14 protein-coding genes and 1 pseudogene are annotated in these 14,635 nt (G+C 58.3%); 4 read left to right on the top strand and 11 right to left on the bottom strand.

Annotation, left to right across the window (positions count from 1 at the left end; genetic code table 11):
- Positions 1-154: 154 nt before the first annotated feature.
- The 5 genes from C8024_RS15170 to rpsM all read right to left on the bottom strand — a co-directional run bounded on the left by C8024_RS15170 (position 155) and on the right by rpsM (position 4,896).
- Positions 155-2,299: a prolyl oligopeptidase family protein gene (locus tag C8024_RS15170; protein WP_254305987.1), complete on the bottom strand. Its 2,145-nt coding sequence runs from the start codon at positions 2,297-2,299 to the stop codon at positions 155-157.
- A gap of 85 nt (positions 2,300-2,384) precedes the next feature.
- Positions 2,385-2,807, bottom strand: coding sequence for a 50S ribosomal protein L17 (gene rplQ / locus C8024_RS15165; protein ID WP_100092371.1), 423 nt, complete (start codon positions 2,805-2,807; stop codon positions 2,385-2,387).
- Between the two features lie 117 nt (positions 2,808-2,924).
- Entirely contained in the window at positions 2,925-3,983 is a 1,059-nt protein-coding gene (locus C8024_RS15160) for a DNA-directed RNA polymerase subunit alpha (protein ID WP_100092372.1), read from the bottom strand.
- Between the two features lie 104 nt (positions 3,984-4,087).
- Positions 4,088-4,477, bottom strand: coding sequence for a 30S ribosomal protein S11 (rpsK, locus tag C8024_RS15155; RefSeq protein ID WP_067198370.1), 390 nt, complete (start codon positions 4,475-4,477; stop codon positions 4,088-4,090).
- 50 nt (positions 4,478-4,527) lie between these two features.
- Entirely contained in the window at positions 4,528-4,896 is a 369-nt protein-coding gene (gene rpsM, locus C8024_RS15150; protein ID WP_089132899.1) for a 30S ribosomal protein S13, read from the bottom strand.
- Positions 4,897-5,399: 503 nt separating this feature from the next.
- On the opposite strand from rpsM, the gene C8024_RS15145 reads away from it, so the two are divergent.
- The 4 genes from C8024_RS15145 to C8024_RS15135 all read left to right on the top strand — a co-directional run bounded on the left by C8024_RS15145 (position 5,400) and on the right by C8024_RS15135 (position 8,841).
- A complete protein-coding gene (locus tag C8024_RS15145) occupies positions 5,400-6,797 on the top strand; it encodes an FAD-binding protein (protein WP_367947377.1) in 1,398 nt (465 codons plus the stop codon).
- Positions 6,722-6,904, top strand: coding sequence for an FAD-binding protein (locus tag C8024_RS23615; RefSeq protein WP_367947376.1), 183 nt, complete (start codon positions 6,722-6,724; stop codon positions 6,902-6,904). Before C8024_RS15145 ends, C8024_RS23615 begins: the two co-directional genes overlap by 76 nt.
- Positions 6,905-6,952: 48 nt before the next feature.
- Positions 6,953-7,657, top strand: coding sequence for an SDR family NAD(P)-dependent oxidoreductase (locus C8024_RS15140; protein ID WP_173206656.1), 705 nt, complete (start codon positions 6,953-6,955; stop codon positions 7,655-7,657).
- A gap of 131 nt (positions 7,658-7,788) precedes the next feature.
- Positions 7,789-8,841: a succinylglutamate desuccinylase/aspartoacylase family protein gene (locus tag C8024_RS15135; RefSeq protein WP_173206653.1), complete on the top strand. Its 1,053-nt coding sequence runs from the start codon at positions 7,789-7,791 to the stop codon at positions 8,839-8,841.
- A 78-nt stretch (positions 8,842-8,919) separates the two neighbouring features.
- On the opposite strand, the gene rimK is transcribed toward C8024_RS15135, so the two are convergent.
- The 6 genes and pseudogenes from rimK to secY form a co-directional block, all read right to left on the bottom strand.
- On the bottom strand, positions 8,920-9,825 hold the full coding sequence (rimK, locus tag C8024_RS15130) for a 30S ribosomal protein S6--L-glutamate ligase (RefSeq protein ID WP_100092373.1): 906 nt from the start codon (positions 9,823-9,825) through the stop codon (positions 8,920-8,922).
- Positions 9,826-9,828: 3 nt separating this feature from the next.
- The gene (locus C8024_RS15125; protein ID WP_173206650.1) at positions 9,829-10,344 is read right to left on the bottom strand and encodes a RimK/LysX family protein; all 516 of its coding nucleotides are present in this window, start codon (positions 10,342-10,344) and stop codon (positions 9,829-9,831) included.
- A 12-nt stretch (positions 10,345-10,356) separates the two neighbouring features.
- Positions 10,357-11,712 (bottom strand): NADP-specific glutamate dehydrogenase, encoded by a 1,356-nt coding sequence (gdhA, locus tag C8024_RS15120; RefSeq protein ID WP_100092375.1) that lies wholly within the window; start codon positions 11,710-11,712, stop codon positions 10,357-10,359.
- A gap of 132 nt (positions 11,713-11,844) precedes the next feature.
- The gene (locus C8024_RS15115) at positions 11,845-12,471 is read right to left on the bottom strand and encodes a hypothetical protein (protein ID WP_173206647.1); all 627 of its coding nucleotides are present in this window, start codon (positions 12,469-12,471) and stop codon (positions 11,845-11,847) included.
- Between the two features lie 24 nt (positions 12,472-12,495).
- A pseudogene (locus C8024_RS15110) lies at positions 12,496-13,142 on the bottom strand (adenylate kinase).
- A gap of 43 nt (positions 13,143-13,185) precedes the next feature.
- A complete protein-coding gene (gene secY, locus C8024_RS15105; RefSeq protein ID WP_100092377.1) occupies positions 13,186-14,559 on the bottom strand; it encodes a preprotein translocase subunit SecY in 1,374 nt (457 codons plus the stop codon).
- Positions 14,560-14,635 lie beyond the last annotated feature (76 nt).

The following is a 14,635-nucleotide window of genomic DNA, read 5'->3' as shown; positions in this document are numbered from 1 at the left end:
ACGCCATCCACCAGGTTGCCATGACGAAGAGCAGAAAGCCGATCTGACTCATGCGCTGCGGGCTTGAGAGCACATAGCGGAAAAACGCGCCATGCAGCCCTGCCAAATGACCGAGCCCCTGCTTTCAAACCGAAATTCGTGCGCCAGTCGCAGCCTATTTTGTCAGATCAAGCCCGATCGCGTGCGCGAGAAACGCGTAAATATCCGAATATTCCTCGATCACCTTGTCGGTCGGCTTGCCGCTGCCGTGGCCGGCCCGGGTCTCGATCCGGATCAAATGCGGAGCATCTCCTGTTTCCAGAGCCTGAAGCCGCGCTGTATATTTGAAACTATGGCCGGGTACGACGCGGTCATCGGTATCAGCGGTCGAGACGATCAGCGCCGGGTAATCGACCCCGTTTCTGATATTGCGATAGGGTGAATAGGTAAGCAGGGTTTTGAAATCCTGTTCCTTGTCCGGATAGCCATAATCATCAACCCAATAGCGTCCGGCAGTGAACCGGTCAAAGCGGAGCATGTCCATAACGCCGACCGCGGCATGACCGGCGGTGAACAGATCGGGCCGCTGGTTCATGACGGCGCCGACCAGCAAGCCGCCATTGGAGCGGCCTTCGATCGCCAGACCGTCTTCGGGCGTAATGCCTTCGCCGATCAGATATTCTCCGGCGGCGATAAAATCATCAAAGACATTCTGTTTGTTCTGCAGCCGGCCGCCATCGTGCCATTCCTTGCCATATTCGCCGCCGCCGCGCAGATTGGCCGAGGCGAACACGCCGCCCGCCTTGATCCACGCCATCCAGGCCGGCTTATATTGCGGCAAGACCGAAATATTGAACCCGCCATAGCCATAAAGCAAAGTCGGCGCGCCCTTTGACAGATCCTGCCCCTTCATATGCACCAGAAACATCGGGATTTTGGTGCCGTCTTTGCTTGCGTAAAAGCGCTGCGTCACTTCCACCGATGCGGGATCAAATGGCAGCGACGGTTCCGCCCAGATGGTCGGAGCGGATGACGGCTCATAGCGGAAAACGGTGGTCGGCCGGTTGAAGCTCCCGAAAGTGAAGAAGCCTTCATCACTCTTCATCGAACCGCTGAGGCCAGTCACCTGCCCCGGTCCGGGCAAATCAAGCGAGCCGAGCGCTTCGCCATCAAGGTCGAAAACCGAAAGCCTGCTCTTGGCATCGACCAGATAGCTGACAACGAGACGGTCGTTGACGATCATCGCCCCGTCCACGACCGCATCGCTTTCGGCGACCAGCTCGGTGAATTCCGGTTCGTCATCGGTCAGGCTGGCTTTCACCACGCGCAGACGCGGCGCATCCTTGTTGGTCACGAAATAGAGCGTATCGCCAACGCCGTCGATCAGCCGCCAGTCATGTTCGAAACCGCGGACCAGCTTGCGCGTTTCCAGTTCCGGCGCATCGACCTTGATCAATGTGATTTCATAGCGGTCATCGGTACCGGAGGAGGAGGTGATCACCACCCACTCCTTGTCCGATGTCAGCTCCGCAAAATGGTTGAGTTCGGGCTGGTCGGGCGTGGCATAGACTTTTGCATCCTTGGTCTGGTCCTTGCCGATGCTGTGCAGATAGACGGCATGGTCCGCGTTCAGCGACTGAAAGGCCGCTCCTTCTTCCGGCTCGGGAAAACGGGAATAGAGAAAGCCGACATTATCCGGCAGCCAAGCCAGATTGGTGAACTTCGCCCATTCCACCGTGTCCGGCTTCACCTCGCCCGTTGCCACATCGACGACTTTCAGCGTCCGCCAGTCGGACCCGCCATCCTGCACCGCATATACCAGCAGGCTGCCGTCGCCGGACGGTTTCCAGCCGGCCAGGGCGGTCGCGCCATCGTCCGACCAACCTGCCGGGTCGATCAGCACACGCTCTTCGCCATCCGCTCCGTCGCGGACATAGAGCACAGCCTGATTCTGGCCGCCGCTCTTGCGTTCGTAGAAATATTTGCCACCCGCCTCGACCGGAATGCCGAGATCGTCGAAATCGAACAATGCTTCCATCGACTTTGCCAGGGCTTTCCGGCCGTCAAGCGTTTCCAGATAGGCGTCGGTGACGGCATTTTGTGCCTTCACCCAGTCGGCCACCTCGACATCCTCGCGGACGTCATTTTCCAGCCAGCGATAGGGATCGGAAATATATTCGCCAAATTGCTCTTCGACGATGTCAACGGTCCTGGTGTCCGGGTAGGTCAGGGAATTTTCCTTGTTTTCTTGCTGTGCGGCCAGCGCGGGAGAAGTCGCGGCCAATCCCATGGCCAATGTCCAAATTGTCAGTCTACGCATAATCACCCCGGGCAAAAGAAAGAGGCCGCAAGCTTATCGCTCACGGCCTCTCATATCAATTGAAACTGTATCCCGGATGAAGGACTTAAGCGTCTTCGTATTCATCCTGTGCGCTCTGGTCCGGACCGCTGTCCTGACCCTTCGCGTCAACGTCCCGGTCAACCAGCTCGATGATCGCCATCGGCGCGGCGTCCGAAGCACGGAAGCCGGCGCGAACGATACGGGTGTAACCGCCGCTGCGTTCCGCATAACGGTCCGCAATCACTTCAAAAAGCTTCTTTTCCTGCGTTTCGTCCATCAGGCGCGCGTGCGCGAGACGACGGTTGGACAGGCCACCCCGTTTGCCGAGCGTGATCAGCTTTTCAACATAGGGACGCAATTCTTTGGCTTTCGGCAGAGTCGTCATGATCTGCTCGTGCTTGATCAGTGCAGCCGCGAGGTTCTTCAGCAGAGCCTGACGGTGAGCACCGGTCCGCTGCATCCGGCGGCCCTTCATTCTATGACGCATAGATATTTCCTTCGTTCGTTAAGGGGCCGTATGAGGTACCCCGCAGCAGGTGATTTTAACGGGGCATCACCAACAGGCCCCTGTTGTCATTCCGGCCTGAGCCGGAACGACAGAAAATTAACCGAGCAGCTCTTGTTCCAGCTTCTTGGCCATTTCCTCGATATTTTCAGGCGGCCAGCCAGGGATATCCATGCCGAGACGCAGACCCATGCTGGAGAGCACTTCCTTGATTTCGTTCAAGGACTTGCGGCCAAAGTTCGGGGTGCGCAGCATTTCGGCTTCGGTCTTCTGCACAAGGTCGCCAATATAGATGATATTGTCGTTCTTGAGGCAGTTGGCGGAGCGGACGCTGAGTTCCAGTTCGTCGACCTTCTTGAGAAGATAGCGGTTGAGCTGGTTGGCATCGCTTTCTGCCTGGCTCTGCTGGGCGGCCATGCCGATTGGCGAGGACACCTGTTCCAGCGCTTCTTCGAAATGGACGAAAAGCTGCAGCTGGTCCTGCAAGATGCGGGCGGCATAGGCAATCGCATCTTCCGGGGTAACCGTGCCATCGGTTTCGATGGTGAGGTTCAGCTTGTCAAAGTCGAGTTCCTGACCAACGCGGGCATTGTCCACCTTGTAGGAAACCTGACGGACCGGCGAGTAGAGCGAGTCGATCGGGATCAGACCGATCGGCGCGTCGGCCGGACGGTTGGCAACCGCAGGAACATAGCCCTTGCCGACATTGACGGTCAGTTCCATGTTCAGCGAAGCGCCTTCGTCGAGATGGCAAATTACCAGATCGGGGTTCATGATCTCGATGTCACCGGAGACGGCAATGTCGCCCGCCTTGACTTCGGCAGGGCCGGTTGCGGAGAGCTGCAGACGCTTGGCGTCTTCGCTTTCCATTTTCAGCGCGATCTGCTTGACGTTGAGAACAATGTCGGTCACATCTTCACGCACGCCGGGCAGCGAGGAAAACTCGTGCAGGGCGTTTTCGATCTTGATCGAGGTAACTGCCGCACCCTGAAGCGAGGACAGAAGCACGCGGCGCAGCGCGTTGCCCATGGTCAGGCCGAAACCGCGTTCCAGAGGTTCAGCGATGAATGTCGCCTTGCGCTTCGGGTCTGCACCGGGCTTGATGTCGAGGACGTTGGGCTTCTTCAGTTCTTGCCAGTTCTTCATATTGACAGTCATGGACTTCCCCTAGTGGTTCAAAGAGCGGGTGTGGACGTCATTACCGCTCTGAATTTTAAAAATCGGGACCGGCCCACCGGCCTGTCCCAGAAACGCAAGCGGTTTTAGACGCGGCGCCGTTTCGATGGGCGAACACCATTGTGCGGGATCGGCGTGACGTCACGGATCGAGGTGATCGTGAAACCAACAGCCTGAAGTGCACGAAGAGCGGATTCACGACCGGAGCCGGGACCTTTCACTTCGACTTCGAGAGTCCGCACACCATGGTCTGCGGCTTTCTTGCCAGCGTCTTCTGCTGCAACCTGAGCGGCATAAGGTGTCGACTTGCGAGAGCCCTTGAAACCCATCATGCCGGCCGAGGACCAGCTTATCGCGTTGCCCTGGGCATCGGTGATGGTGACCATCGTATTGTTGAAAGTGGCGTTGACGTGCGCTACGCCTGCCGAAATGTTTTTGCGCGCACTTTTCTTTATGCGCTGCGGTTCGCGTGCCATGTGATCAATTCCTACCTAATATCTTGAAGATACTTGCCAGAAGACAAGTCTTATTTCTTTTTGCCAGCAATCGCCTTGGGCTTGCCTTTACGGGTGCGCGCATTGGTATGCGTACGCTGTCCGCGAACGGGAAGGCCCTTACGGTGACGCAGGCCGCGATAGCAGGCCAGATCCATCAAACGCTTGATGTTCATTGCAACTTCACGACGCAGATCGCCTTCGACCGTATGTTCGGCGTCGATCGTTTCACGAATGTGCAAAATTTCCTGATCGGTGAGATCCTGAACCCGGCGGGTCGGATCAATCTTCAGTTTTTCAACAATTTCAGCCGCAGCCGTGCGTCCGATACCGTGAATGTAGGTAAGCGCAATGATTACGCGCTTGTTAGTGGGGATATTTACCCCAGCAATACGTGCCAATATATTTCTCCATGCTCCACAGGCTCCGATTCGCCGGACCCTATCTCATCGCTAAGTCGTTAAAAACACACCCGAAACGCACAAAACCAGCGCGCACCACGAAGGGTGTTGCCGGTTCAAATTGGTTTCGAATGCGCTTTATTTAGTTTGTGTTGGCTGCAGTGTCAAGCGCGGAAGAATGCGGTTTGCCAACAGATTCTGAGACAAAGTCCGCAACCGATAAGCAGATTTTCGCCCCTATGCAAATCCTGCCTGCGATCGTTTGTCAGCGCTCGGATTCCGGTGATTTGGCACTATTGATAGTGGTTGCCGGGTTGAGGCTCGCCGATCAAGGGATAGAATCGCAAATTCGACCGGAGGATCGATTATGGCAAGCCGTGTGATAATATTGGGAACGGGCGGCTCCGGCCTGACTGCTGCCGTTGCAGCCCATGATGCTGGCGCCGAGGTTCGGGTTTCGAAAACACGACCAGATTGGCGGTACGACGGCCTGGTCTGGTGGCATGCTGTGGATTCCCAACAACCATCATGAAGACGGACTGGGCGTCGAAGACAGTCGCGAAAATGCGCTGAAATATCTGATGTCCCTGTCCCATGACATGATCCCGCAAGATCTGGCCGAGGCCTTTCTTGATGCGGGACCGGCGATGATGAAGCATCTGGAGGAAAACAGCCCGGTAATTTTCCGGCCGATACCGGAATTCCCCGACTATCATGCCGAACATCCGGGCGGCATGGTCCACGGAGGCCGCTCCGTCGACTGCCCGCTTTACCCTTTCGACGAACTGGGGGAATGGGCCGATCGGATAACCCCCTCGCCTTATTATCCCGACCCCCGCTATTCGATTTTTGATTCACCGCTTGGACAGGCCCAGCCGGAACCGTTGAGCGAGGAGGAACTGGATCGAAGGGCCAGCCGTGATGAACGCGGCAGCGGACAGGCCCTGATGGGGCGCTTGCTCAGGGCATGTCTGGATCGGGGAATCGAGCCCGAGACCGGAACCAGGGCCATCGAACTGATCCGCCAGGATGGCCGGGTGACAGGGGTGAGCGTAGAGAAAGACGGCAGGAGGCGGGATGAATTCGCAAACTCCGTCATTTTGGCAACCGGCGGCTTCGAGTGGGATGAAGATTTGAAACGGGCATTCCTGCGCGGTCCGATGACCCATCCCGTCTCCATCCAGACCAATACCGGTGACGGGCTGAAAATGGCCATGCGGGTCGGCGCAAAGCTTGGCAATATGCGCGAAGCATGGTGGATGCCCGTTCACGAAGTCCCCCGCGAGATCGTATCGACAGGAGTGACTCTGGTGGCCGGGCAACGCTCGCTTCCCCGGTCGATCATGGTCAATAAAAAGGGCCAGCGGTTCGTCAATGAGGCCGCGAACTACAACGCCTTTGGCGCCGCCTTCCACGAGCAGGACGTGTCGGCCTTCGATTATGCCAACCTGCCCTGCTGGCTGATTTTCGACAAGGGCTATATCGATGCCTATGGCTTTGGCATGATGGGCGGCCTGCCCGGCGAAATGCCGCCGCAATGGGTGATGCGCGCAGAGACGCTGGCCGGGCTGGCCAAAAATCTCGACTTGCCGGAAGGCGCGCTCGAAACGACGGTGGAAAAATGGAACCGGATGGCCGAGGATGGTTGCGACGAAGATTTCGGGCGCGGCGAAGCGGCTCATGATATTTGGTGGGGCGATCCGAGCCACCGCAACAGTCCCGCCGCCACTCTCGGACCGATAACCGAGGGGCCGTTTTTGCCATCGAGGTCAAGAGCGGCGCGCTCGGCACCAAGGGCGGCCCGCAAACCAACCGCAATGCACAGGTGCTGGACGTTGATGGCAAGGTCATCGACGGGCTTTATGCTGCGGGCAATGTCATGGCCTCAGCAATGGGCATGACCTACGGCGGTCCTGGCGGCACCATCGCCCCCGGCATGGTGTTCGGGTTTCTCGCCGGACGCATGCTGCCGGCACGCCATTTTCGAGGAGTGAAGGAAGATGACTGATCTCGCCCATGAAGGAAAATCCGTAGTGGTTACCGGCGCGCCGGCGGGATGGGCGGGGCGATTGCGCTCGCCTATGCAGCGGCGGGTGCGTCCGTCATCGCTGCGGACGTCAATGACGACGGCCTGGCCGAAACCCGCGCCTTGTACCCGGACGGGGCCGGCACGCTGGTGACCCGAAACTGCGACGTGCGAAATGAACAGGCCGTCGCCGACCTTGTCGGTCAGGCCGCGGACAAGACCGGAGCGATCGACATATTGGTCAATAATGCAGCCATGCTCGGCGAGTGGGTCCCGATTGCAGAACAGACAAGCGAAAATCTGGATCGGGTATTCGGCGTGAATGTCAAAGGCGCGATATTCGGCATGAAGCACGCCCTGCAATATATGATCCCCCGCAAATCGGGCGTAATCGTCAATATCGCCTCGGTTCAGGGTTTTCGAGTGGCCTATGCAGGCGCGGCATTTTACGCGGCATCGAAAGCGGCGCTGGTGTCGCTGACGAAATCGGCTGCCATCGAAAATGGACAATATGGCATCCGCGTTGTCGGCCTGGCTCCCGGCCCCATCGACACACCGATGTTGCGCAGTTCCGCGGGCGAAGGCTGGCCCCCGCCGATTATCAATGACGTTCCTCTGGCGAAAATCGGTCAGGTCGAGGACATCGCGCGGACGGTGCTCTGGCTGAGCAGCAATGATGCGGCCTATATCAGCGGCGCCACGCTTCCTGTGGATGGCGGCTGGCTGGCGGTCTGAGCATTGCTGGCGCCAGCCCTAACGAAATAGCAAATTTGACTGCCCTGCCTCCGGCGGCGCGGCGTAGGTATGATTTGCCTTGCGATTCACAAAACTCCCGCGCCATAGAGCCGGATAGATCGGGGGATTGAATGACCAACAGAAACAAATATGACCTGTTTGAAATAGCGGGGCAGACGATTGAACCGGGGAAGACTGGCAATATTGCCATTCCGATCAGCGATCTCTCTGCCGGCATGCAGGCCAATATGGAAGTGCGGGTATTTCACGGCAAACGCGCCGGACCGACCATCTTTGTCAGCGCGGCGATCCACGGCGACGAGATCATCGGCACCGAAATCATCCGCCGGGTGATGAAGAAACTCCACCCCTCCCGCATGGCGGGAACGGTTATCTTCGTGCCAGTGGTCAACATGTTCGGTTTCATCAACCACAGCCGCTACCTGCCCGACCGCCGCGATCTCAACCGGTCTTTTCCGGGCACCGAAAAAGGCTCGCTGGCATCGCAGCTGGCGAATATTTTCTCGACCGAGGTTATCGATCGCTGTTCGCTGGGCATCGACATCCATAGCGCCGCGCAACATCGTTATAATCTGCCGCAGATCCGGATTGCTTCAGGCAATCCCGTTCTCAAGGAACTGGCGCTCGAATTCGGGCCGCCGGTTGTCATCGAGGCGGAATTGCGCCCCGGTTCGCTGCGCGCGCTGGCCCGGGAAGCCGGCGTCGACATGCTGCTCATGGAAGCCGGAGAAGCCCTGCGCTTCGACGAATTTTCAGTGCTTACCGGGGTTAACGGCATCTTGCGGGTACTCAAGAAACTGGAGATGATCGACACCAAGCGGCTAGGCAAGCGCGGCGCGCCCCCTGCCCAGACAACCCGCACGGTCTGGCTGCGCTCTACCCGGGGCGGGATTTGCCGACTGATCTCGCCATCCGGCAGCAAGGTCCACAAGGGCGACACCGTCGCCTCGATCAGCGATATATTCGGCGACGGCGAAGAGGCGATCCTCTCCCCGGTCGACGGCATCGTCATCGGCCACAGCAATCTGCCGGTGGTCAACCAGGGCGACGCGCTGCTCCATATCGCTGAAGTGCGGATATTCGATACGGTAAGCGAAAGGCTGGAGCGGATCGAGGGCGAGATCACCAGCAACCAGTTGCTCGACGAGGATGAGGTTATTTAGGCAGGCGGAAGCTTGGCGTTCGTTGGCGCGCCGGGTCTTGCCTTGGCTCCGGCGGACCGATCGACGGCGGCGTCAGGCCTAGCCCTTGCCGCGCGTCTTGGTCTTCCCGGGCTTGGCATTTTTCTCGATAAATTCGATGATCAGGCCCGCTACATCCTTGCCGGTGGCGTTTTCAATGCCTTCGAGCCCGGGCGAGCTGTTCACTTCCATGATCACCGGACCATGGTTGGAGCGCAACATGTCGACGCCGCAGACATTCAGCCCCATATGCTTGGCCGCACGGACCGCGGTCGAACGTTCTTCCGGCGTAATCTTCACGATCTGGGCGCTGCCGCCGCGATGCAGGTTGGAGCGGAAATCGTCCGGTGCACCGGTACGCTTCATGGCGGCGACCACTTTGCCGCCCACGACCAGCGCGCGGATGTCGGTGCCGCCGGCTTCCTTGATGAATTCCTGCACCAGGATGTTCACGTTGGCGCCGCGGAAAGCCTCGATCACAGACTTGGCGCTCGACATGGTCTCGGCGAGCACCACACCGATGCCCTGGGTGCCTTCGAGCAATTTGATGACCACCGGCGGGCCGTTGACGGCCTTGATAATTTCCTCGGCCTGCTTCGGATCATTGGCATAAGCGGTCAGCGGCAAGCCGAGCCCGTATTTGGCCAGGATCTGCATCGACCGCAGCTTGTCCCGGCTACGGCCGATCGCCACGCTTTCGTTCAGCGGCCAGACCCCGGCCATCTCGAACTGCCGAACCACGGCGGTGCCATAGTTGGTGATAGACGCGCCGATCCGCGGGATCACGGCCTCATAGCCTTCCAGCGTTGCCCCGTCATAGGTGATCGTCGGCCGATGGCTGGCGATGTTCACCGTGCAACGGGTTGTGTTCAATATGTCGAGCGTGTGGCCACGCTCTTCCGCTGCCGCAACAAACCTCTTGTGCGAGTAAAGGTTCGGATTACGGGCGAGCATGGCGATTTTCATAAATTATCTTTCCTGGTGCCGGCCCAGCATCCAGCGCTTGGCGCTGTTGACGAGGAAACCCCGCTTGAGCGCCCGGCGTCCTATCAGGACCGGGAATATCATTGATTGCCGATTGGCAAGAGTCATATGCCCGACCCACTCCAGTGGTCCGAGCTTCATGACCGTTTCTATCACATAACGGGTTTGCATGACACCATTGCTACTCTTTATTCTGCGCTGGCCGTAAACCAGAGCTTCGCAATGATAGTCGGCAGTGCCCGCACCCATCGGAATGGTGAAACGGACATAGGGCTGCCCGTCTTTCTCAAACGGCTTGATATGAGTGGCGTGGAGCGAGGAGGTCGCTGCGCCGGTGTCGACCTTGGCGTGGAGATTTCTGACCCCGAGGCCGGGGATGTCAATCAGCTCGCACCACCCGATTTCGCACGGCTCCCTGAGTTTTTCGGGAGCGGTTTCACCTTCGGGATATTTGCTTGCGCCATCGACCGGATATCTGGCCGATGGCGCAATCTTGCGCAAGATAATTATAGTCTAGACGACGCCGTAAGCGAGCATGGCGTCGGCGACTTTCTTGAAGCCGGCGATATTGGCGCCCTTCACATAGTCGACATAGCCGTCGCCCTGATCGCCATATTCGACGCATTTGCCGTGGATCCCCTGCATCAGTTCGGTCAGCATCTCGCCGAGCCGCTCGTGGTTCCAGCTGATCCGCTCGGCATTCTGGCTCATTTCGAGGCCGGAGACCGCGACGCCGCCGGCATTGGCCGCCTTGCCCGGTCCGTACATGATCTTCGCATCGTGGAAGACATGGACACCGTCCAGCGTGGTCGGCATGTTCGCGCCTTCCGATACGGCGACCACGCCATTGGCGACCAATTCCCTGGCTTCCTCTTCGTTGAGTTCATTTTGCGTCGCGCAGGGCAAGGCCAGGTCGCAGGGCACGCTCCAGGGGCGCTTGCCTTCATGATAGGATGCGCCGGTGAAATGATCGGTATAGTCGCTGATCCGGCCCCGCGTATGGGTCTTGTGGTGCTTGACCCAGTCGATCTTCTCCTGGTCGATGCCATCGGGATCATGGATGAAGCCGCCGCTGTCCGACAGCGTCAGGACCTTGCCGCCCTGTTTGGTAATTTGTTCGGCGGCATGGGTCGCGACATTGCCCGAACCGGAGATCACTGCTGTCTTGCCCGCGATCGCGTCATTGCGGTGCTTCAGCATATTTTCCATAAAATAGACTGCGCCATAGCCGGTCGCTTCGGGCCGCATCTGCGAGCCGCCATATTCGATGCCCTTGCCGGTCAGCACGCCTTCCCAGCGATTGGTGATACGCTTGTACTGGCCGAACATATAACCGATTTCGCGGCCGCCCACGCCGATGTCGCCGGCAGGGACATCCGTGTCCGGTCCGATATGGCGATAGAGCTCGGTCATGAACGACTGGCAGAAGCGCATGACTTCGGCGTCAGACTTGCCCTTGGGGTTGAAATTTGCACCGCCCTTGCCGCCACCCATCGGCAGTCCGGTCAGCGCATTTTTGAACGTCTGCTCGAAGGCGAGAAATTTCAGCACGCTTTCGGTGACGCTGGGATGGAAACGGATGCCGCCCTTATAGGGGCCAATGGCATTGTTGTTCTGGACGCGGAAACCGCGCTGAACCCGGATGCAGTGATTGTCATCTTCCCAGCAGACGCGAAAGGATACGACCCGGTCAGGTTCGGCTATCCGCCGCAAAATCTGTGCGCTGTGATAGGCTTCCTTGTCCTCGATGAAATCGAAAATATCCATCGCGACTTCCTGCACCGCCTGACAAAATTCAGGTTGGCCCGGATTGCGTTTCTTGACGCCCTCCATGAAAGTCGGAAAATCTACATGATCGGAAACGGCCATCGTCTACCCCCTCTTATATTCAATATCGGTACGACCCGTTTCCCCGTGGACGACGCATTCGAGTCGCCAACAGGAGGAATACACAATAGAACTATTAGTCGGGCTAGGTAAAGTGTTGATATTGAGCCGAAATCAGGGCGTATCTTCGGTCTCTTCATCGACTGGAGCAGTGGAATCCGCCGGAGCCTCTTCCCCGGTGTCCTCCGGTTCGCCGAATAATGCCGACAGCCGCTGCAACTGTTCACCGATCACGCCGTCCACCGCAGGAGCGATCTGGTCGACGGGAAACTCCATATAGCCACCCACTTTATAGGTGAACCGGACCACGGTCTTGTCCGCCTGCGGCTGCAGCAACATGGTCAGCGTGCCGGTTACCGCTTCACCCTGCAGCGGGCCTAGCGCCCCCGATAGCCGCAGCATTTTGTGGTTGCGCGCATAGATCACGCGCATGTGCTGGACGCTGCCCTCGGAGCTCTTGATATTGTCGTCCGAGGTCGTCCGGATCAGCTCGCAAAAGCAACCGCCGGCCTGGGGCACGAGATAGAAATTCGCGGCATCGCCGGACCAGCTGTGATCGGGATTCCAGTAACGGGATGGCGCGATCATCGCCTTCCAGACAGATTCGCTGTCGCCGGCTATCACCCTCTGGTGCTGGACGGTGAAGCCATTGTCGGCCGTGTTTGTCACCTCGGCCTGCGCGGCGGTCATGCTGCAAAGCGCCGCCATTCCCCAAATTGCGTGAAATGCCGGCTTGGCCATGACCCTGTCCCCCCTCGGATTACTTCAAAGCGACAGCGCCGTCTCGATTGCTTCGTTGACTTCCGCCATGCTGCCCATGCCGTCAACCTTGCGGACGATGCCGCGTTTTTCGTAGATCGGCAAGATCGGTGCCGTCTTCGCGCGATATTCCTGCATGCGGGTGCGCACGGTTTCTTCATTGTCGTCGGGGCGCCGCTTGAATTCGCTGGAGCCACAAACGTCGCAGACGCCTTCAACCGCTGGCTTCTTGAAGATTTCGTGATAGCCTTCGCCGCATTTCCCGCAGGTGAAGCGCCCGACGATACGTTCGACCAGCGCGTCTTCGTTGACAACCAGCTCGATAACATGGGACAAAGTACGGCCTCTTTCGGCCAATATTTCGTCCAGCGATTCAGCCTGCGCGGCGGTCCGGGGATAGCCATCAAAAATAACGCCCTTTTCCGAACCAAGCTCGTCCAGCTTGTCGCCGATTATTCCGGAAACCACTTCATCGGGAACCAGCGCCCCGGCATCCATCAGCGCCTTGGCTTTTTGCCGACTTCGGTGCCGGCCTTTACCGCTGCACGCAACATGTCACCCGTTGACAGTTGGACCATGCCATGTTCATCTTCGAGACGACTGGCCTGGGTACCCTTCCCGGCACCCGGCGGTCCCAACAAAATAATGTCCATGATTGTCCCCTGAAAATTATGATGAGTCTGAACTGCTGGCTATCTAGCGTTTACGCCGACCACCCTTGAGTTTGGCTTTCTTGAGCAGATCGCCATATTGCAACGCCAGCAAATGGCTCTGAATCTGTGTGACCGTGTCGACGGTGACATTGACGACGATCAACAGGCTTGTGCCGCCGAGGAAGAAGATCGGCAGACTGGTCTGGGCCATGACATATTCCGGCAGAACACAGACAAAGGCCAGATAGGCCGCGCCGACCACGGTGATGCGGGTCAGAACATAATCAAGATAATCAGCAGTATTCTTGCCCGGACGGATACCCGGAACAAATCCGCCGTTCTTCTTGAGATTCTCTGCCGTCTCTTCCGGGTTGAAGACAACCGCGGTGTAGAAGAAGCAGAAGAAGATGATACCGGCGGCATAGAGCGCCATGTAGAGCGGCTGGCCATGGGCCAGATACTGGTTCAAGGAGATGACAAAATCGCCAAACCATGTTTCGCCGGCGGTCGCATTGCCGGCAAACTGGCTGACCGTCAGCGGCATCAACAAGAGCGAGGATGCGAAGATCGGCGGGATCACGCCTGCGGTATTCACCTTGAGCGGCAAATGGCTGCGGTCGGCCTGCATGACACCATGCTGGGTGGCGCGTTTCGGATATTGGATCAGCACCCGTCGCTGGGCGCGTTCCATGAAGCTGATGAACAGCACCAGTCCGGCGACCATCGCGATCAGCCCAACAATCGTCAGTGCGCTGATCGAGCCGGTGCGGCTGCCTTCCATGAGGTTGGCGACAAAAGTCGGCATCTGCGCGACAATACCGGCCATGATGATCAGCGAGATACCGTTACCGATACCGCGGCTGGTGATCTGCTCACCCAGCCACATCAGGAACAATGTGCCGCCGACCAGGCTGATAACGGCGCCGATACGGAACATATAGCCGGGCTCGACCACAGCCTGCAGGCCGGATTGGGAAGCGAAGCTTTCCAGACCTACGGCAATGAAATAGCCCTGGACGGCGGTCAGGCCAACCGTGCCGTAGCGGGTATATTGATTGAGCTTCTTGCGACCGGATTCGCCTTCTTTCTTGACCGCGGCCAGAGTCGGCGACAGCGCCGCCGCAAGCTGGACGACGATCGAAGCGGTAATATAGGGCATGACGCCCAGCGCGATCAGGCTCATCCGTTCCAGCGAACCGCCGGAAAATGTATTGAAAATGTCGAGAACGCCGCCGCGGGTCTGATCGTAGAGATCAGCCAGAACAACCGGATCCACGCCAGGCAGCGGAACAAAGCTGAGCAGACGGAAAATAACGAGCGCGCCAAGCGTAAACCAGATGCGTTTCCGCAATTCGGTCGCTTCGCCAAATTTTGCCAGGTTGAGATTCGCTGCGACCTGATCGGCTCTTGATGCCATGCTTGACTTCCCTGCCCACTATTAGTTTGCAACGCGCCCCTGCGGAGGCAGAGGCCCATCTCCAACTATTGCGACT

The organism is Sphingopyxis sp. BSNA05 (assembly GCF_013265645.1).
In the GTDB taxonomy this organism is placed as follows: Bacteria; Pseudomonadota; Alphaproteobacteria; order Sphingomonadales; family Sphingomonadaceae; genus Parasphingorhabdus.
Note: the sequence above shows the minus strand (reverse complement) of the source record. Positions and strands in the feature narration are given on the sequence as shown.

What these genes read in the sequence shown, in the direction of transcription:
- gdhA (WP_100092375.1), bottom strand. Translation starts at nt 11,712, where the DNA reads ATGGCCGTTTCCGATCATGTAGATTTTCCGACTTTCATGGAGGGCGTC.
- rimK (WP_100092373.1), bottom strand. Translation starts at nt 9,825, where the DNA reads ATGAAAATCGCCATGCTCGCCCGTAATCCGAACCTTTACTCGCACAAG.
- C8024_RS15145 (WP_367947377.1), top strand. Translation starts at nt 5,400, where the DNA reads ATGCTGTGGATTCCCAACAACCATCATGAAGACGGACTGGGCGTCGAA.
- C8024_RS15115 (WP_173206647.1), bottom strand. Translation starts at nt 12,471, where the DNA reads ATGGCCAAGCCGGCATTTCACGCAATTTGGGGAATGGCGGCGCTTTGC.
- rplQ (WP_100092371.1), bottom strand. Translation starts at nt 2,807, where the DNA reads ATGCGTCATAGAATGAAGGGCCGCCGGATGCAGCGGACCGGTGCTCAC.
- C8024_RS15160 (WP_100092372.1), bottom strand. Translation starts at nt 3,983, where the DNA reads ATGACTGTCAATATGAAGAACTGGCAAGAACTGAAGAAGCCCAACGTC.
- C8024_RS15135 (WP_173206653.1), top strand. Translation starts at nt 7,789, where the DNA reads ATGACCAACAGAAACAAATATGACCTGTTTGAAATAGCGGGGCAGACG.
- rpsK (WP_067198370.1), bottom strand. Translation starts at nt 4,477, where the DNA reads ATGGCACGCGAACCGCAGCGCATAAAGAAAAGTGCGCGCAAAAACATT.
- C8024_RS15140 (WP_173206656.1), top strand. Translation starts at nt 6,953, where the DNA reads ATGGGCGGGGCGATTGCGCTCGCCTATGCAGCGGCGGGTGCGTCCGTC.
- secY (WP_100092377.1), bottom strand. Translation starts at nt 14,559, where the DNA reads ATGGCATCAAGAGCCGATCAGGTCGCAGCGAATCTCAACCTGGCAAAA.
- C8024_RS15170 (WP_254305987.1), bottom strand. Translation starts at nt 2,299, where the DNA reads ATGCGTAGACTGACAATTTGGACATTGGCCATGGGATTGGCCGCGACT.